Below are 16,679 nucleotides of genomic sequence, written 5' to 3'. Positions count from 1 at the left end.
CCGACGCCGATACGGTGCCCGCGTGACCACTCCGTTGCCCGACTGGATGCCGACCGAAGTCTCCAGCCCGCTGGACGAGAAGCTCGGCATCGAGTTCGTCGACTTCAACCCCGACCGCCTCGTGGCGACGATGCCGGTGCAGGGGAACGAGCAGCCCTTCGGCCTGCTGCACGGAGGCGCCACCTGCTCGCTCGTGGAGACGATCGGGTCGTGGGCGGCGCTGCTCGGCGCAGGTCCGGGCCGCAAGGCCGTCGGCATCGAGCTCAACGCGACCTACATGAAAGCGGCGACGGCCGGCGTCGTCACGGCCGTCTGCACCCCCGTCCGGCGCGGCCGGTCGCTCGCGACGTTCCGGATCGAGGTCAGCGACGACCAGGGCAGCACGACGGCCAGCGCCCGGCTGACCTGCAGGATCCTGCCGGCCTGAGGACCTCAGGCCGTGAGGCCGCGGGCCACCGGACGCCGGCGCCCGACCGGCCGTCGCGGCGCCGGGAGCGGAACCCCGCCGCGCTGCCAGGACGAGAGTGCCCGGCCGAGCGACTCCACCGTCACGATCCGCCGGGTGGCCAGCGGCGCGAACCCCATGCGCGCGAAGAACCGCTGGCGTTCGGCCTCGTGACCACCGGCGGCGGCCACCACGTGCGCCGCACCGGCCTCCTGCGCGTACGCGGCGGCCGCGGCGAGGAGGACCGCGCCGACCCCGCGCCGGCGGTGCTCGCGGTCGACGACGAACGTGTCGACGGTGACCTGCGGATTGCCCAGCACCAGGGACAGGGGATCGACCCCCAGGACGGCGAGCCCGACGGCCACCTCCCCGGCGGCCGCCCCGTCGGATGCGTACGGACCGGGGAGCACGGCGAGGACGACGCGATGGCCCGGGTCCTCGAGCAACCGGCGGAAACCCGAGGCCGCCGCGTTGAGCGACGTGTGCCCGGTGAGGACGTCCTCGGCGTGCGCGTCGGCCCTGTGCTGACGCACCAGGGCGAGGACGGCGGGCAGGTCGGCAGGGCGAGCCGTGCGCGTGACCACGTGGGACCGCGAACCGATTCCTGACACGGGACCTCCCTGGAAGTGGAGGAAGACTGCACCGCTGAACTGGCAAGATCACGGCGACGCGCCGCATGAGCACGGACCGTTATCACTCCGGCGTGTCGCGGAAAGGTCACAGGTCAGCTCCGAAGCGACAGCTCCGCATCATGGGCGGGTTAGGGTCCGTGCTCAATCATCCGCCCTGGGAGGTCGAGTGACGCACGCGGGAAACCGTCCCCGCCGGCACGGTCGACGATCGGGACCCCTCGGGTCCCTGCAGCGACCGAGAGGTCGCGGTCGGCCACCGAGCGGGTACCGCGTCGTCGTCCGGCTCCTGCTGGTCCTGACGTTCGGACTGGGCCTCGCGGCCTTCACGCCGGGCACGGCGCAGGCGGAGACCGAGGCGACCGAGGTGCTGAGCGGCACGCTGCAGACCAGCCTCAGCGGTCCCATCGAGGACGTGCAGGTCGAGGTCACCACGCCTGACGGCGACGAGATCGACAGCGTGGAGACCGACGAGAACGGCCGCTGGTCGGTCGACCTCCCCGGCCCGGGCCAGTACGTCGTCACCATCGAAGAGGGCGATCTGCCCGAAGGCGTGACGCTGGCTGCCGGTGACAGCCGGACGGTCACCGTGGACGAGGGCCGGCGGCAGGCGGTGCTCATCGGGCTGACCGACGGCAGCCGGAACTCCGGCGGCGGCTCTGTCCGTGCCGTCCAGCTGTTCGTGGACGGCGTTCGGTTCGGCCTGCTGATCGCGATGGCGGCCGTCGGCCTGTCCCTGATCTTCGGGACCACCGGCCTCACCAACTTCGCGCACGGCGAGCTGGTCACGATCGGGGCCGTCGCCGCCTGGTACATCAACGTGCAGGGCGGCCTGCCACTGATCCCGGCGACGCTCCTGGCGATGCTCGTGGGAGCCGCCGTCGGAGCGTTGAACGAACTGGGACTGTGGCGGCCGCTCCGCCGCAGGGGGACCGGTCTGATCGCCGCTCTGGTGGTCTCGATCGGGCTGTCGCTGCTGCTGCGCTACCTGGTCCAGGTGGTGTACGGCGGTCGGTCGAGTCCCTACCAGGGTGCCCAGAGCGGTCGGGCGCAGGACTACGGCCTGTTCACCATGACCGACAACGACTTCTATTCGATCGTCATCTCCGTCGTCGTCCTGCTGCTCGTCGCGGTCATGCTGCAGCGCACGAAGATCGGCAAGGCGATGCGCGCGGTGTCGGACAACCGGGACCTGGCCGCGTCATCGGGCATCGACGTCAACCGGGTCATCTTGTTCGTCTGGATGATGGGTGGCGCGCTGGCCGCGCTGGGCGGCGTGCTGCTCGGCCTCTCCGACCAGGTCCAGTGGGACATGGGCTTCCGCCTGCTGCTCCTGATGTTCGCCGGCGTCACGCTGGGCGGTCTCGGGACGGCGTACGGCGCTCTGGTCGGCAGCCTCATCGTGGGCGTGTTCGTGCAGATGTCGACCCTCGTCATCCCGAATGACGTGAAGTACGTCGGAGGGCTGCTGCTCTTGATCGTCATCCTCGTCATCAGGCCCCAGGGCATCCTCGGCAGCCGAGCGCGGGTGGGCTGACCCATGGCCGATCTCCTCAACGCACTCGCCGTCGCCGGCAAGTCGGCGCTGGGCTTCCAGGCGATCTTCTTCGCCCTGCTGGCCATCGGCATCAACGTGCAGTTCGGCTACGCGGGCCTGCTGAACTTCGGTCAGATCGCGTTCGCGATGCTGGGCGGCTTCGGCATCGCGATCTCCGTGAGCAAGTGGGGCCTGCCGTTCTGGGTCGGCGTGATCGTCGGCATCCTCGCGGCCGTCGTCCTCGCCCTGCTGCTCGGGCTGCCGACGCTGCGGCTCCGGGCGGACTACCTGGCGATCGCGACGATCGCCACGGCCGAGGGCCTGCGCCTGCTCTTCCGATCCGTGTCGGCGACACCGGTCACCAACGGCACCCGCGGTCTGTCGGCGTTCAACGGGGACTTCATCGCGCTGGCGCCGTGGGACACCAGCCGCCGGTACTCCATCCTGGGCACCTCCTGGTCCGGCGGTGAGCTCTGGGTCGCCCTGGTCGGGTGGATCCTGGTCATCCTCGGCAGCCTGCTGGTGTTCGCGCTGATGCGCAGCCCCTGGGGTCGCGTGCTCAAGTCCATCCGCGAGGACGAGGACGCCGTCCGTTCCCTGGGCAAGAACGTCTACGTCTACAAGATGCAGGCGCTGGTGCTCGGCGGCGTGTTCGGTGCGCTCGGCGGCATGGTCTACGCGGTGGGCACCGGATCGGCCATCCCCGACCAGTACCAGAACGCCAACACGTTCCTGGCCTACGCCGCGCTCATCCTCGGTGGGGCTGCGCGGGTGCTGGGGCCGGTGATCGGCGCCATGCTCCTGCTCTTCATCCTGCAGTTCGCCGACACGGGTCTGCGCCTGCTGATCAGCAACGGGGTCATCCCCGAGGACCTGCTGTCCTCCACCGACGTGGCGCAGATCCGCTTCGTCCTGGTCGGCGTCGGGTTGATGTTGCTGCTGATCTTCCGGCCGCAGGGGATCTTCGGTGATCGACGAGAGGTGATGCTCGATGCCCGCTGACCCGACACCGCACGGTGCGACGGCTTCCGGGGCGGGGACGTCCGGTGGGAGTGCGCAGGGCTACCACCCCGGACAGGCGGGCGCGTGGGCCAGCGGGGACGCCCCCAGCGGCTCGCGCAGATCGCGCTGCGCGACCTGCCGTGGGAGATCGGCGTCGCCAAGCCGGACCCGGCGGTCGTCGTCGACGGCGTGACCCGCACCTTCGGAGGTCTGACCGCCGTCTCGGTGGACCACCTGGAGGTCCAGCGCGGGGGCATCACCGGGCTGATCGGCCCCAACGGTGCCGGCAAGACGACCCTGTTCAACCTGCTCACCGGATTCGACCAGCCCGACACCGGGACGTGGTCGTTCAACGGGAAGTCCCTGGGCAAGCTGTCCCCGCACCAGGTGGCCCGGCTGGGCGTCGTGCGGACCTTCCAGCTGACCAAGGCGCTGTCCCGGCTGACCGTGCTGCAGAACATGCTGCTCGGCGCGCAGGACCAGAAGGGCGAGAGCTTCTTCCGGGCCCTGGTTCCGGGGACGTGGCGCGCGCAGGAGAAGGCCAACACGGAGAAGGCGATGGAACTGCTCCGGCGGTTCAAGCTCGACACCAAGAAGGACGACTTCGCCGGCACGCTGTCGGGCGGCCAGCGAAAGCTGCTGGAGATGGCGCGTGCGCTGATGAGCGACCCGCAGGTCGTCATGCTCGACGAGCCGATGGCCGGGGTGAACCCCGCGTTGACGCAGAGCCTGCTCGGACACGTGAAGGACCTGCGCGAACAGGGCATGACGGTGATCTTCGTCGAGCACGACATGGACGTGGTGCGGGACATCAGCGACTGGGTCGTGGTCATGTCGGCGGGCCGGATCATCGCCGAGGGTCCGCCGGAGTCCATCAGCCAGAACCAGGCCGTGGTGGACGCCTACCTCGGCGCGCACCACGACGCCCCGCTCACCGTCGAGGAGGAGGACCAGGTCCTCGCCGAGGCGGAGCAGTCGATCGCCCGTCAGGAGGGCTCGGGCACCGACGTCCTGAGCTCCGACCGGCCGCAGAACCGGAAGGGCACGGACCGATGACCGACCCCGCGAGAGCACCAACCCGGAGTACGAGTTCGACCGTCCGGTCGATGACCGCTCCTCGTCCGTCGACGCGGACGACGTCGAGACCCGGGCGGGTGGTGACCGGACCGCCGCGCTCACACCGGCCGAGAAGGCGGCCACCCGCGAGGAGCACGTCAAGCTGGCCGAGGGTGCGCTGGTGCGAGCCGACGAGCTCCTGGCCGGCTACGTGCCCGGGGTCAACATCCTCAACGGCTGCGACTTCTACCTGAAGGACGGCGAGCTGGTCGGCATCATCGGGCCGAACGGCGCCGGGAAGTCCACCCTGCTCAAGGCACTGTTCGGGCTCATCCCGGTGCGCTCGGGATCGGTGACCCTGCGAGGCGAGAACATCACCTCTGCGCCCGCGCACCGTCTGGTCTCGATGGGCGTCGGCTACGTGCCCCAGAACAACAACGTGTTCCCTCGCTGACCCTCGAGGAGAACATGCAGATGGGCGTCTACCTGCGGCCGAAGACCTTCAAGGAGCGCTTCGACTACGTCGTCGACCTGTTCCCCTGCTCGGCGAGCGACGCAGGTCCAAGGCGGGTACCCTCTCCGGCGGCGAGCGGCAGATGGTCGCCATGGGGCGGGCATTGATGATGGACCCGTCGGTGCTCCTGCTGGACGAGCCGTCCGCCGGCCTCTCCCCGCGTACCAGGACGAGGTGTTCATCCGCTGTCGCCGGATCAACGCCACCGGGGTCTCCATCATCATGGTGGAGCAGAACGCCCGCCGGTGCCTGCAGATCTGCGACCGCGGTTACGTGCTGGACCAGGGGCGGAACGCCTACACCGACACCGGGGAGTCGCTCATGCACGACCCGAAGGTCATCGAGCTCTACCTCGGGACCCTGGCGAAGGCCCAGTAGCAACCCCTTCTGCGCACTCGGCGCCGGCATCCTCCACGGGTGCCGGCGCTGCGTCGTCCCGGGCCTCTTCCCGAGGCTCAGCGTCGATGGCTCCCCGTGGCCATCGCTCTGCATCCATCGCCCGGCAGCCATCGCCCCGCGGCCATCCCCGTGGCCATCGCCGTGAGACCGCCCTGCGACCAGGGGCCTCGTGCCCGTCGTCCGCATGCCATCCCGTCGGCCCGTGGCGAAAGCAGCAGGGGGGTCGGTGGCGCAGTCGTCGGGGGTGGTCGGTGATCCGGTGGCCGCTGGGGGTGGTCCAGTGCAGGCCGCCGTCGGGAGGCGGTGCATGGGCGGACCGGCCGGCCAGCTGTGGACGGGCGAACGCCTCAGGTCGGTGCCACCACCCACCATCGCGCCATGAGATCCCCGGACAGCACAGTGGCCCGGCACCGAATCGGTGCCGGGCCACTGCCCTGGACTACCGGGTCGAGAACCCGGAGAGCGGAATCAGCGCTGCGGGCCGATGCCGTTCTGGTTGAGCCCTCGATGATCCGCGAGGACTCCTCGAATCCGATGACCACGATGGCGTCGGGGTTGAAGTCCACCATCTCCTGGACCTCGGAGTCGAAGTTCGCCGCCTGCGGGTCGTAGGTGATGCTCTGGATCGCGTCCTCCGACAGACCGGCGTCCATCAGGTTCTGCACCGTGTTCTCCGCCAGACCCGTGCCGTACGGGTCGTTGAGCGCCAGGATGCCGACGGTGTTGTTGCCGTCCTCGATGATGAGGTCGGCGAGCGCCCGAGCCTGCAGCGTGTCCGGCGGCGCCGTACGGAAGTACAGGTTGTTGTCGTTGTACGTCGTGAACTGGTCCGACGTGTTCGCGGGCGAGATCTGCAGGACGCCGGCCTGCGTGATGGCGTCGATGACGGTGAGGCTCACACCCGAGGACGCCGCGCCGACGATCACGTCGGCCCCGGCCTGCAGCAGACGGTCGACGGTCTGGGTCGCGGTGTCGGTCGAGGCGTCACCGGAGTCACCCTCGATGAGCTGCACGGGCTGGCCGAGCACCCCGCCGGCGGCGTTGATGTCCTGGACGGCCAGCGCGGCACCGGCGACCTCCGGGGGCCGAGGAAGGCGAGGTTCCCGGTGAGCGGCAGCAGGGTGCCGATCACGAGGGGCTCGCTCGTCGTGGTGCCGGCAGCAGCCGGAGCCGGACCCTCGTCGGTGGCCGCGTTCTCCTCGTCACCGGCGATGACGAACTCGGTCGCGTCGTCGTCGAGGGTGTTGTCCTCGCCGAACTGCAGGAGGCCGAAGCTGGCCTCCGCGGGCTCACCGGGGTCGGCGAAGCTCAGCGGACCGGAGGCGCCGTCGTAGTCGACGTTGCCGCCGGCGTCGAGGATCGCCTTGCAGGACGCGAAGTCCGTGCAGGCCTCCCCGCCGAAGGTGAGGCCGTTGACGTACTCCTTGAACACGTTGGCCTCGGTGCTGCCGGCGGCCTGCGCCGCCAGCCCCGACAGGACCACCGCGTCGTACGTCTCACCGGCGTAGTTGTAGTCCTGCAGGTCGGGGTCGATCTCCAGCAGGCGGTTCTTGAAGTCCTCCGACAGGTCGGTGAGCGGCGTGGTGCCCTTCATCCCGGCCAGGGCGCCCTCTTCGGAGAAGTCCTCGCCGAGGGCGTTACCCATGTTGCCGTCGGTGCCGTAGATGTTGACCTGCTTCTCGCCGCCGCCGTCGCCTTCCGCACCGGTGTCGCCGCCTTCGTCGCCGCCGCCACAGGCGGTGATCGCGAGGAGGGCGGCACCGGTGATGGCGATGCTGCGGGCAGTGGTGCCAGTGCGCATCAAGCAACTCCCAGTGTCATCGTGCTCTGCGTCGCTGGACGGATCCGCAGGACGAACCCGCCGCTCGGACGCCGATCGGTCCGCAGAACCTAACCGCCGCGCGAAGGGATGCACCCGGCCTTGCACCGATAGTGATGAGGTCGTGATCTAGGGATTTCAGCTCGCGAACGCGGCTGAACCGACCGTCACCGCGAAGAATCGATCGCCGAACGCCACGGTGGGGACCGCCGAGAGCGGCCGGACCGGGATCAGGCAGTGGGCCCGTCCGCGCCGGTACCGGCCGCCGCGTCGGCCTCGACGATCGCCCCGGCCAGGGCCTTCATCGAGGTCCGCTGGTCCATCGCGGTCCGCTGGATCCAGCGGAATGCCTCGGCCTCGGTGATGGATCGCTGCGCCATCAGCAAGCCCTTGGCCTTCTCGACGACCTTGCGGGTCTCCAGCCGTTCCGCGAGCGTCCGCACCTCGCCGTCCAGGGCGGTCATCTCCGAGAAGCGGGCGCGGGCGACCTCGATGGCAGGCACGAGGTCGTTCTTCGAGAACGGCTTGACCAGGTAGGCCATGGCGCCCGCGTCGCGGGCACGCTCGACGAGCTCGCGCTGGCTGAACGCGGTCAGCACGATGACCGGCGCGATGCGGGCGGACGCGATCTGCTCGGCCGCGGAGAGCCCGTCCAGAACCGGCATCTGGATGTCGAGGATGACGAGGTCGGGTCGCAGCTCGGTGGCTCGGTCCACTGCCTGCTGCCCGTCGCCGACCTCCGCGACGACGGAGTACCCTCCTCCTCGAGCATCTCCTTGAGGTCGAGGCGGATGAGTGCCTCGTCCTCGGCGATGATGACCCGGATCGTCTCGCTGCCCACGGAGCGAAGCCTATCCAGGTCGGGTCGGCCCGCATCCCACCGCTACGCTGCTCCAGCAGCCGACGTCCGGCGAGCCCCCGTACCCCAATCGGCAGAGGGAGCGGATTCAAAACCCGCGCAGTGTGCGTTCGAGTCGCACCGGGGGCACTCTGCGATCTTGTCGTCCTCCGGACGACGACCGCGGCCAGGTGCCGTTCCCCTGCTGCGTTGAGCCCTTCCCTGGTGTTCGTCGGGGACCCTGCGGGCCCCGCTCCTCGCACCGTCTCGCAGAGCGGCTCCGGTCCCAGCGTCTTCGTCCTGCGGCCGCCTCGCTCCTCACGGACCCCTCCGGGTCCCCCTCGTCGCGGGCAATACTGTGGGGTGGTGACCGCGCCCGTTCCGCACATGACTCCCGAGCAGTTCCGGCAGCACGGCCACGAGGTGGTCGACTGGATCGCCGACTACTGGTCGAGGGTCGGCGACTTCCCGGTCCGGTCGCAGGTCTCCCCGGCGACGTCCGCGCCGGCCTCCCGGCGCAGCCTCCGGAGCAGCCCGAGCCGTTCTCCACCGTCCTGGCCGATCTGGAGCGCGTCGTCCTCCCCGGGGTCACGCACTGGCAGCACCCCGGCTTCTTCGGCTACTTCCCCGCGAACACGTCCGGGCCCTCCGTCCTGGGCGATCTCGTCTCCGCGGGCCTCGGGGTCCAGGGCATGTCGTGGGTGACCAGCCCCGCGGCGACCGAGCTCGAACAGCACGTCATGGACTGGTTCGCCGACCTGCTCGGCCTCCCCGCCTCGTTCCGGTCCACCGCTGCCGGCGGCGGCGTCGTCCAGGACTCCAGCTCCGGCGCCAACCTCGTCGCACTGCTGGCTGCTCTGCACCGCACGAGCACCGGCGCCACTGTGCGGCACGGCGTCGAACCCGACCGCGCCACCGTCTACGTCTCCGCCGAGACGCACTCCTCGATGGAGAAGGCGGCGCGCATCGCCGGTCTCGGCAGCGAGTCGGTCCGCATGGTCGAGGTCGACGGCGACCTGGCCATGCGCCCCGCCGCCCTGGCGGCACGCCTGGAACGGGACGTCGCCCGTGGCTACACCCCGGTCCTCGTCTGCGCGACCGTCGGGACGACGTCGACCACGGCGATCGACCCGCTCGCCGAGCTCGGTCCCATCTGCCAGAAGTACGGCGTCTGGCTGCACGTCGACGCCGCCTACGCCGGGGTCAGCGGGATCGTCCCTGAGCTGCGCGAGCTGCAGGCCGGCGTGGAATGGGCCGACAGCTACACCACCGACGCGCACAAGTGGCTGCTCACCGGCTTCGACGCCAGCCTCTTCTGGGTCGCCGACAGGGCGGCGCTCACGGGAGCACTGTCCATCCTCCCCGAGTACCTGCGGAACGCGGCCACGGATGCCGGCGCGGTGGTGGATCTCCGCGACTGGCAGATCCCGCTGGGACGTCGTTTCCGGGCTCTGAAGCTCTGGTTCGTGCTCCGCTGGTACGGCGCCGAGGGCCTGCGGGCACACATCCGTTCGCACGTCGCCATGGCGCAGCAGCTGGCCGCCTGGGCCGAGGCGGACGAGCGCTTCGACGTCGTGGCCCCCACCCGTTCTCCCTCGTCTGCCTGCGCCCGCGCTGGTCCGGAGAGGTGGACGCCGACGTCGCGACCATGACCCTGCTGGAACGGCTGAACGACGGCGGCGAAGTGTTCCTCACGCACACCAACGTCGGCGGCAACGCCGTCCTGCGCGTCGCGATCGGCGCACCGGCGACGACGCAGGCCCACGTCGAACGGGTCTGGGCGCTGCTGGGCGAGCACCACGATTTCCTGGCGACGGACTTCGCCGCCGCTGCCGCGGAGCGCGAGGCCCAGCGGGCGGCGGAGCGCGCAGCGGCCGAGCGGGCGGCCGCCGAGCAGCGAGCAGCCGAGGAGGCAGTGACCGAAGCGGCAGCGACCGACTCGGCGATGGCCGAACGGGAAGCGGCCGAGCCCGCCGGGTGACGTGCTGGGACGGCCACCCTTCGCAGGACCCGCCCGACCGCGCCAGGTGTGGGGGAAGGGCGGTCCCTCGTCAGTCCTTCAACGACCGGATGAGGCCTTCCTGCGCGACCGTGGCCACGTGGGTCCCGTCGGCCGACCAGATCGTGCCGAAGCACAAGGCCCGGCCCGACGAGGCGGCCGGGCTGTCGGTCTCGTAGAGGAACCACTCGTCGGCCCGCACCGGCTGGTGGAACCAGACCGCATGGTCGAGGCTCGCCCCGAGGAAGTCGGGCCACCCGCCACCGAGACGCGCGAAACCCGCTGACAGCAGCGTCAGGTCGCTGACGAACGTCAGGGCCGCGGCATGGACGGCGGGGTCCTCCCCGAGTTCGCCGGCCACCCGCAGCCAGGTGCGGGTCTGGGTGTCCGGCGGGGACTTCGGCGGCGCCGAGAACGGGTCCTGCAGGAACCGCTGCTCCACGACTCGGCCCATGGCGTCCATCCACGCCGCCCGCTCGCCGTGCCGCGCCACGATCTCCGCCGTCCCCGGCAGGCTCTCCGGTCCGGGTACGTCCGGCATCGGCGTGGAGTGCGCGGCCACCGCCTTCTCCCCGCGTGGAAGTCGGCGGTGAGCGCGAAGATCGCGACCTCCTCGCCCTTCCGCTCCTGCCAGGCCACCACCCGCCGGGTGGTGAACGACCGGCCGTCGCGGATCCGGTCCACCGTGTAGCGGATCTCGGCGAACGGGTCGCCGGGCCGCAGGAAGTAGGAGTGCAGCGAGTGCACCCGCGCGCGGCCTCGACCGTCCGGCCGGCGGCCATGATCGCCTGTCCGGCGACCTGTCCCCCGAAGATGCGCTGCCGCTCGGTGCTCGGCGTCTGCCCGACGTAGACGTCGGTGTCCCGCTCCTCGAGGTCGAGGACGTTCAGGAGCGATGCGGCCTGACTGGACCCCTTGCCCTCGCTCATGCGCGCTCCTCGCCGGCGCTCGTCCCGAGCGCTCGCGTCGCTGCTGTGCACCCACGTGCCCTCGCACGGCCGCTCACGAGTCGGTGCCCACCTCGTGGACGCGGATGAGATTCGTGGAACCCACGGTGTTCGGCGGGCTGCCGGCCACGACGACGACGCGGTCGCCGACCTTGAGCCGCCCGATGGACAGCAGCGAGAAGTCCACCTGGGCGACCATGTCGTCGGTGTGCTCGACCATGGGCACCAGGAAGGTCTCGACCCCCACGCGAGCGCCAGCTGGCTGCGCACGCGTGCGTCGACGGTGAAGGCCAGCAGGGGCTGACGCGGGTGCAGTGCCGCCAGCCGGCGGGCGGTCTCCCCGTCTGCGTGAACGTCGCGAGCGCCTTCACGTCGAGGCTCTCGCTGATGTCCTTGGCCGCCCGGACGATCGCGCCGGAACGGGACCGGGAGCGTCGCACCACGTCGGGCACCCACAGGGTGTCGCTCTCGACGGCGTCGATGATGCGTTCCATCGTCCGCACGGCGCCGATGGGGTGCGCACCGACCGAGGTCTCGCCGGAGAGCATCACCGCGTCGGCTCCGTCGAGGACGGCGTTGGCGACGTCGGAGGCCTCGGCGCGGGTGGGCCGCGAGTTGGTGATCATCGACTCGAGCATCTGGGTGGCCACGATGACCGGCTTGTTGCGCTCACGAGCCGCCTGGATGGCCCGCTTCTGCACCAGCGGCACCTGCTCCAGCGCGAGCTCCACCCCGAGGTCCCCGCGGGCCACCATGATCCCGTCGAACGCTTCGACGATCGCCTCGAGGTTCTCCACCGCCTCGGGCTTCTCGAGCTTGGCGATGACGGGGACGGTGACGTCCTCCTGCCGCATGATGTCGCGCACGAGCTCGAAGTCGGCGGGCGAGCGGACGAACGACAGCGCGATGAAGTCGACACCGAGGTGCAGGGCGAAGCGGAGGTCCTCCTCGTCCTTGTCCGACAGGGCCGGGACGCTCACCGCCACGCCCGGCAGGGACAGGCCCTTGTTGTTGGACACCTCTCCGCCCTCGACGACCAGGCAGAAGACGTCGGGCCCCTCGGTGCGCACCACGGTGAGCGCGAGCTTGCCGTCGTCGACGAGGAGGCGGTCGCCCACCCGCACGTCGTCGGAGAGGTTCTTGTAGGTGGTGGAGACGCGCTCGGCGGTGCCCTCGACGTCCTCGGTCGTGATGCAGACCTGCGAGCCGGTGGGCCAGCTCACCGGACCGTCGGCGAAGGTGCCCAGCCGGATCTTCGGTCCCTGGAGGTCGGCGAGGATGGCGACGGCATGGCCGGTGGCGTCCGAGGCCTCGCGCACGAGTCGGTAGGAGTTGGCGTGGTGCTCGTGCAGCCCGTGGCTGAAGTTCAGGCGGGCCACGTCCATCCCGGCCTCCACGAGGGCCGTGACCTGCTGCGGCGAACTGGTGGCGGGGCCGAGGGTGCAGACGATCTTCGCGCGACGGGACATGGCGATAACGCTAGTGGCTAGACGAACTGTGGGACGGAGCGGCCCGGGAACGAACCTGTGGGTGTCGCGCCGAGTGGGGCCCGCAGGGTCCCGCGCAGGTGCGACTGACGCCCTCAACGCAACCGGGGGACGGCACCTGGCCGCGGTGCGATCCGTGGCCCCGTCCAGAGGCTCGCCCGAGCGTGCGAGGGATGAGGAGGACGGGGTCCTTCTTCACCGCAGGGCGACCGTCGTCGGGGCGACCGGCACCGGGAGCATCGACTCCCCGGTGAGCCACGTGTCGGCAGCCGCGGCGGCGGCGCGGCCCTCGGCGATGGCCCACACGATGAGCGACTGGCCCCGGCCCATGTCACCGGCCACGAAGACTCCCGGCTCGGTGGACATGAACTGCTCGTCGCGCGCCACGTTGCCGCGGCCGTCCACCTCGACGCCGAGGGTGTCGACGAGGCCCTCGCGCTGCGCGCCGGTGAAACCCATGGCCAGGAAGACCAGGTCGGCCGGCAGCTCGCGTTCGGTGCCCTCGATCTTCTGGAAGCGGCCGTCGACCCGCTCCACCTCGTGCAGCAGCAGGGCGCGCACGCGCCCTCCCGAGCCATCAGCTCCGTTCCCCAGGAATCGCTCGGTGTTCACCGAGTAGAGCCGCTCGCCGCCCTCCTCGTGCGCACTGGAGACGCGCATGATCATCGGGTACGTCGGCCAGGGGTTGACGTCCTGGGCCCGGCGGCCCGGCGGTGCGGGCATGATCTCCAGCTGGGTGACCGACGCGGCCCCTGACGGTGCGCGGTGCCGAGGCAGTCGGCGCCGGTGTCGCCCCCACCGATGATCACGACGTGCTTGCCGTGAGCGTCGATCGGCGGGGCGTCGAGCTCACCCAGCGCCTGCAGGTTGCCGTAGGGCAGGTACTCCATGGCCAGGTGGATGCCGGCGAGCTCGCGGCCGGGAGCGGGCAGGTCACGGCCGACGGTGGCCCCGCCGGCGAGGACCACGGCGTCGAACTCCGCGCGCAGCTGCTCGGTCGACAGGTCCTCCTCGCGAGGACCGCCCACCTCCACGCCGGTCACGAACCGGGTCCCCTCGGCGCGCATCTGGTCCAGCCGCCGGTCGAGGACGGCCTTCTCCATCTTGAACTCGGGGATGCCGTAGCGGAGCAGCCCGCCGATGCGGTCGGCCCGCTCGTAGACGGTGACGTCGTGGCCGGCGCGGGTGAGCTGCTGCGCCGCGGCCAGGCCGGCGGGACCCGAGCCGATGACGGCGACCCTCTTGCCGGTCCGCTCGGCGGGGTCTGCGGCTGGACCCAGCCCTCCTCGAAGGCCCGGTCGATGATCTCCCACTCGATCTGCTTGATCGTGACCGGCGACTCCTGCAGGTTCAGCACGCAGGAGCCCTCGCACGGAGCCGGGCAGAGCTTGCCGGTGAACTCCGGGAAGTTGTTGGTCGCGTGCAGCCGCTCGATCGCCTCGTGCCAGTCGTCCCGGCGGGCGAGGTCGTTCCACTCGGGGATGAGGTTGGCGACCGGGCAGGCGTGGTGGCAGAACGGGATGCCGCAGTCCATGCACCGGGCCGCCTGCTTGCGCACCTCGGCCGTCGGGAACAGCGGGTCCTCGCCGTTCTGCCGGGCGACGTAGACGTCCTTCCAGTCGCGGATCCGGACCTCGACCGGACGGCGCGGCGGCAGGCCACGCTCGAACTTCAGGAAACCGGTGCTGTCAGCCACGAGCTGCCTCCTCCTGCGCGACCTGCATGAGACCTTCGGTGCCGTAGCGCGTCTCACCCACGAGCGGCCTCCATCACTGCCAGGTCCACGTCCGTGCCGTTCGCCTCCGCCATCCGCTGCGCGTCGAGGGCACGGCGGTAGTCGCGGGGCACGATCACGCTGAACTGCTCGGACCACCGGCCCCAGTCGGCCAGCAGCGCGTGCGCCACCGTCGACTCGGTCTCGCCCGCGTACCGGACCAGGACGTCGCGCAGCCACTGCGCGGACTCCCCGTCGAGCGGGTCGATGTCGACCATCTCGCCGTTGACCCGGTGCCGGGCGAGGTCGAGCACGTACGCGATGCCGCCGGACATCCCGGCCGCGATGTTGCGTCCGGTCGCCCCGAGGATCACCGCGCGGCCGCCGGTCATGTACTCCAGCGCGTGGTCGCCCACGCCCTCGACGACGGCGAGCGCACCGGAGTTGCGCACGCAGAACCGCTCACCGACCCGGCCGCGCAGGAAGATCTCCCCGCCCGTCGCGCCGTAGCCGATGACGTTGCCGGCGATGACGTTGTCCTCGGCGGCGAACGGCGCCTCGCGGGAGGGCCGGACGACGATCCGTCCCCCGACAGGCCCTTGCCGACGTAGTCGTTGGCGTCGCCGAACAGCCGCATGGTGATGCCGCGCGGCAGGAAGGCGCCGAAGGACTGCCCGGCCGATCCGCCGAAGGTGAGGTCGATCGTGCCGTCGGGCAGCCCCTCCCCGCCGAAGCGGCGGGTGACCATCGAGCCGAGCATCGTGCCGACGGTCCGGTTGACGTTGCGCACGGGCAGCTCGAGGCTGACCGGCCGCGCGTCGAGCAGCGCACCCTCGCAGAGCTGGATGAGCGTCTGGTCCAGGGCGACGTCGAGGCCGTGGTCCTGCGACTTCACCCGGCGCAGCGGAGCGCCCTCGGGCAGCTCGGGGACGACCAGCATCGGCGAGAGGTCCAGCCCTTCCGCCTTCCAGTGGCCCACGGCCTTCCGGGTGTCGAGCAGCTCGGCGTGGCCGACGGCCTCGTCGATCGAGCGGAAGCCCAACTGGGCGAGGTAGGACCGCACCTGCTCGGCCAGGAACTCGAAGAACGTCACCACGAACTCCGGCTGCCCGGTGAAGCGCTTGCGCAGCTCGGGGTTCTGGGTCGCGACGCCGACCGGGCACGTGTCCAGGTGGCACACCCGCATCATCACGCAGCCGGAGACCACCAGCGGCGCGGTCGCGAAGCCGAACTCCTCGGCACCGAGCAGCGCGGCGACGATGACGTCGCGGCCGGTCTTCATCTGCCCGTCCACCTGGACGGTGATGCGGTCGCGCAGGCCGTTGGCCAGCAGCGTCTGCTGCGTCTCGGCCAGGCCCAGCTCCCACGGCGAGCCGGCGTGCTTGAGCGAGGTGAGCGGCGCGGCGCCGGTCCCGCCGTCGTGCCCGGAGATCAGGACGACGTCGGCGTGGGCCTTGCTCACCCCCGCCGCGACCGTGCCGACCCCGACCTCGGACACCAGCTTGACGTGCACGCGCGCGTCGTTGTTGGCGTTCTTGAGGTCGTGGATGAGCTGCTTGAGGTCCTCGATGGAGTAGATGTCGTGGTGCGGGGGCGGGCTGATCAGGCCGACGCCCGGCGTCGAGTGCCGGGTGCGCGCCACCCACGGGTAGACCTTGCTGCCGGGCAGCTGCCCACCTCACCGGGCTTGGCGCCCTGCGCCATCTTGATCTGGATGTCGTCGGCGTTGACCAGGTACTCGCTGGTGACGCCGAACCGGCCCGAGGCGACCTGCTTGATCGCCGAGCGGCGCAGGTCGCCGTTCGCGTCGGGCGTGAAGCGGTCGGGGTCCTCGCCGCCCTCACCGGTGTTGGACCGGCCGCCGAGGCGGTTCATGGCGATGGCGAGGGTCTGGTGCGCCTCCTGCGAGATGGAGCCGTAGCTCATCGCGCCGGTGTTGAACCGCTTGACGATCTCGCTCGCCGGCTCGACCTCGTCGATCGGCACGGGCGGGCGGACCCCGGTCCTGAGCGTGAAGAGCCCGCGGAGGGTGGCGGCCTCCTCCGACAGCTGGTCGACGGTCTCGGTGTACTTCTCGAAGACGTCGAACTGCCGGGAGCGGGTGGCGTGCTGAAGCAGGAACACCGTCTCGGGGTTGAACAGGTGCACCTCGCCCTCGCGGCGCCACTGGTACTCGCCGCCGGTCTCCAGCCGGCGGTGCGCCCGCTCGGTCGGGTTCTCCGGGTAGGCCCGCCGGTGGCGCATGGCGACCTCCTCGGCGAGCACGTCGATGCCGACGCCGCCCAGCGGGCAC

The 16,679-nt window shown here is 70.9% G+C and carries 17 protein-coding genes, 1 tRNA gene and 3 pseudogenes; 10 read left to right on the top strand and 11 right to left on the bottom strand.

What is annotated here, in order from left to right:
- Window positions 1–22: 22 nt before the first annotated feature.
- Complete coding sequence (locus U6N30_RS12030; RefSeq protein WP_324277469.1) at window positions 23–427, top strand: PaaI family thioesterase; 405 nt, start codon at window positions 23–25, stop codon at window positions 425–427.
- 5 nt (window positions 428–432) lie between these two features.
- Here the strand turns inward: U6N30_RS12030 and U6N30_RS12025 are convergent, their stop codons facing one another.
- Entirely contained in the window at window positions 433–1,029 is a 597-nt protein-coding gene (locus U6N30_RS12025) for a GNAT family N-acetyltransferase (RefSeq protein ID WP_324277468.1), read from the bottom strand.
- Here U6N30_RS12025 and U6N30_RS12020 point away from each other — a divergent pair.
- The 6 genes from U6N30_RS12020 (at window position 1,022) to U6N30_RS11995 (ending at window position 5,727) form a co-directional block, all read left to right on the top strand.
- Window positions 1,022–2,611, top strand: a complete 1,590-nt coding sequence (locus U6N30_RS12020) for a branched-chain amino acid ABC transporter permease (RefSeq protein ID WP_324277467.1) — start codon at window positions 1,022–1,024, stop codon at window positions 2,609–2,611. The genes U6N30_RS12025 and U6N30_RS12020 overlap by 8 nt on opposite strands.
- Window positions 2,612–2,614: 3 nt before the next feature.
- Window positions 2,615–3,613, top strand: a complete 999-nt coding sequence (locus U6N30_RS12015) for a branched-chain amino acid ABC transporter permease (protein WP_324277466.1) — start codon at window positions 2,615–2,617, stop codon at window positions 3,611–3,613.
- A gap of 84 nt (window positions 3,614–3,697) precedes the next feature.
- Complete coding sequence (locus tag U6N30_RS12010) at window positions 3,698–4,669, top strand: ABC transporter ATP-binding protein (protein ID WP_324277465.1); 972 nt, start codon at window positions 3,698–3,700, stop codon at window positions 4,667–4,669.
- A gap of 181 nt (window positions 4,670–4,850) precedes the next feature.
- On the top strand, window positions 4,851–5,123 hold the full coding sequence (locus tag U6N30_RS12005) for an ATP-binding cassette domain-containing protein (protein ID WP_324277464.1): 273 nt from the start codon (window positions 4,851–4,853) through the stop codon (window positions 5,121–5,123).
- Between the two features lie 14 nt (window positions 5,124–5,137).
- Window positions 5,138–5,290 (top strand): hypothetical protein, encoded by a 153-nt coding sequence (locus U6N30_RS12000; RefSeq protein WP_324277463.1) that lies wholly within the window; start codon window positions 5,138–5,140, stop codon window positions 5,288–5,290.
- Window positions 5,266–5,727 (top strand): hypothetical protein, encoded by a 462-nt coding sequence (locus tag U6N30_RS11995; RefSeq protein WP_324277462.1) that lies wholly within the window; start codon window positions 5,266–5,268, stop codon window positions 5,725–5,727. Before U6N30_RS12000 ends, U6N30_RS11995 begins: the two co-directional genes overlap by 25 nt.
- 202 nt (window positions 5,728–5,929) lie before the next feature.
- Here U6N30_RS11995 and U6N30_RS11990 read toward each other — a convergent pair whose 3' ends face one another.
- The 3 genes from U6N30_RS11990 to U6N30_RS11980 all read right to left on the bottom strand — a co-directional run bounded on the left by U6N30_RS11990 (window position 5,930) and on the right by U6N30_RS11980 (window position 8,117).
- Window positions 5,930–6,610 carry an ABC transporter substrate-binding protein gene (locus U6N30_RS11990; RefSeq protein ID WP_324277461.1) on the bottom strand — a complete coding sequence of 227 codons (681 nt, stop codon included), beginning with the start codon at window positions 6,608–6,610 and terminating at the stop codon, window positions 5,930–5,932.
- On the bottom strand, window positions 6,505–7,383 hold the full coding sequence (locus tag U6N30_RS11985) for a type 1 periplasmic-binding domain-containing protein (RefSeq protein WP_324277460.1): 879 nt from the start codon (window positions 7,381–7,383) through the stop codon (window positions 6,505–6,507). Before U6N30_RS11985 ends, U6N30_RS11990 begins: the two co-directional genes overlap by 106 nt.
- 248 nt (window positions 7,384–7,631) lie before the next feature.
- Window positions 7,632–8,117 (bottom strand): ANTAR domain-containing response regulator, encoded by a 486-nt coding sequence (locus tag U6N30_RS11980; RefSeq protein WP_324277459.1) that lies wholly within the window; start codon window positions 8,115–8,117, stop codon window positions 7,632–7,634.
- Between the two features lie 198 nt (window positions 8,118–8,315).
- Here U6N30_RS11980 and U6N30_RS11975 point away from each other — a divergent pair.
- From U6N30_RS11975 to U6N30_RS11965, 3 genes are all read left to right on the top strand, one after another.
- A tRNA-Leu gene (locus U6N30_RS11975) sits at window positions 8,316–8,389 on the top strand.
- A complete protein-coding gene (locus U6N30_RS11970; RefSeq protein WP_324277458.1) occupies window positions 8,365–9,891 on the top strand; it encodes an aminotransferase class V-fold PLP-dependent enzyme in 1,527 nt (508 codons plus the stop codon). The genes U6N30_RS11975 and U6N30_RS11970 overlap by 25 nt, the downstream gene beginning before the upstream one ends.
- Window positions 9,888–10,220 (top strand): hypothetical protein, encoded by a 333-nt coding sequence (locus U6N30_RS11965; protein ID WP_324277457.1) that lies wholly within the window; start codon window positions 9,888–9,890, stop codon window positions 10,218–10,220. The genes U6N30_RS11970 and U6N30_RS11965 overlap by 4 nt, the downstream gene beginning before the upstream one ends.
- 70 nt (window positions 10,221–10,290) lie before the next feature.
- Here U6N30_RS11965 and U6N30_RS11960 read toward each other — a convergent pair whose 3' ends face one another.
- The 7 genes and pseudogenes from U6N30_RS11960 to U6N30_RS32970 form a co-directional block, all read right to left on the bottom strand.
- The gene (locus U6N30_RS11960) at window positions 10,291–10,800 is read right to left on the bottom strand and encodes an acyl-CoA thioesterase (protein ID WP_324277456.1); all 510 of its coding nucleotides are present in this window, start codon (window positions 10,798–10,800) and stop codon (window positions 10,291–10,293) included.
- A 77-nt stretch (window positions 10,801–10,877) separates the two neighbouring features.
- A pseudogene (locus tag U6N30_RS11955) lies at window positions 10,878–10,985 on the bottom strand (acyl-CoA thioesterase domain-containing protein); the annotation flags it as partial.
- A 178-nt stretch (window positions 10,986–11,163) separates the two neighbouring features.
- Window positions 11,164–12,654 carry a pyruvate kinase gene (gene pyk / locus U6N30_RS11945; RefSeq protein ID WP_422678065.1) on the bottom strand — a complete coding sequence of 497 codons (1,491 nt, stop codon included), beginning with the start codon at window positions 12,652–12,654 and terminating at the stop codon, window positions 11,164–11,166.
- A 213-nt stretch (window positions 12,655–12,867) separates the two neighbouring features.
- On the bottom strand, window positions 12,868–13,395 hold the full coding sequence (locus U6N30_RS11940) for an FAD-dependent oxidoreductase (protein ID WP_324277455.1): 528 nt from the start codon (window positions 13,393–13,395) through the stop codon (window positions 12,868–12,870).
- Window positions 13,335–13,985 (bottom strand): FAD-dependent oxidoreductase, encoded by a 651-nt coding sequence (locus U6N30_RS11935; RefSeq protein WP_324278265.1) that lies wholly within the window; start codon window positions 13,983–13,985, stop codon window positions 13,335–13,337. The genes U6N30_RS11940 and U6N30_RS11935 overlap by 61 nt, the downstream gene beginning before the upstream one ends.
- A 26-nt stretch (window positions 13,986–14,011) precedes the next feature.
- A pseudogene (gltD, locus tag U6N30_RS11930) lies at window positions 14,012–14,206 on the bottom strand (glutamate synthase); the annotation flags it as partial.
- Window positions 14,207–14,421: 215 nt separating this feature from the next.
- Window positions 14,422–16,630, bottom strand: a pseudogene (locus U6N30_RS32970) (glutamate synthase-related protein).
- Window positions 16,631–16,679: the final 49 nt, after the last annotated feature.

Source organism: Blastococcus brunescens (assembly GCF_035320885.1).
Lineage (GTDB): Bacteria > Actinomycetota > Actinomycetes > Mycobacteriales > Geodermatophilaceae > Blastococcus_B > Blastococcus_B brunescens.
Note: the sequence above shows the minus strand (reverse complement) of the source record. Positions and strands in the feature narration are given on the sequence as shown.

Coding starts and splice junctions, on each gene's coding strand:
- U6N30_RS11985 (WP_324277460.1), bottom strand. CDS start 7,383: ATGCGCACTGGCACCACTGCCCGCAGCATCGCCATCACCGGTGCCGCC.
- pyk (WP_422678065.1), bottom strand. CDS start 12,654: ATGTCCCGTCGCGCGAAGATCGTCTGCACCCTCGGCCCCGCCACCAGT.
- U6N30_RS11995 (WP_324277462.1), top strand. CDS start 5,266: ATGGTCGCCATGGGGCGGGCATTGATGATGGACCCGTCGGTGCTCCTG.
- U6N30_RS12015 (WP_324277466.1), top strand. CDS start 2,615: ATGGCCGATCTCCTCAACGCACTCGCCGTCGCCGGCAAGTCGGCGCTG.
- U6N30_RS12000 (WP_324277463.1), top strand. CDS start 5,138: ATGCAGATGGGCGTCTACCTGCGGCCGAAGACCTTCAAGGAGCGCTTC.
- U6N30_RS11965 (WP_324277457.1), top strand. CDS start 9,888: ATGACCCTGCTGGAACGGCTGAACGACGGCGGCGAAGTGTTCCTCACG.
- U6N30_RS11940 (WP_324277455.1), bottom strand. CDS start 13,395: ATGCCCGCACCGCCGGGCCGCCGGGCCCAGGACGTCAACCCCTGGCCG.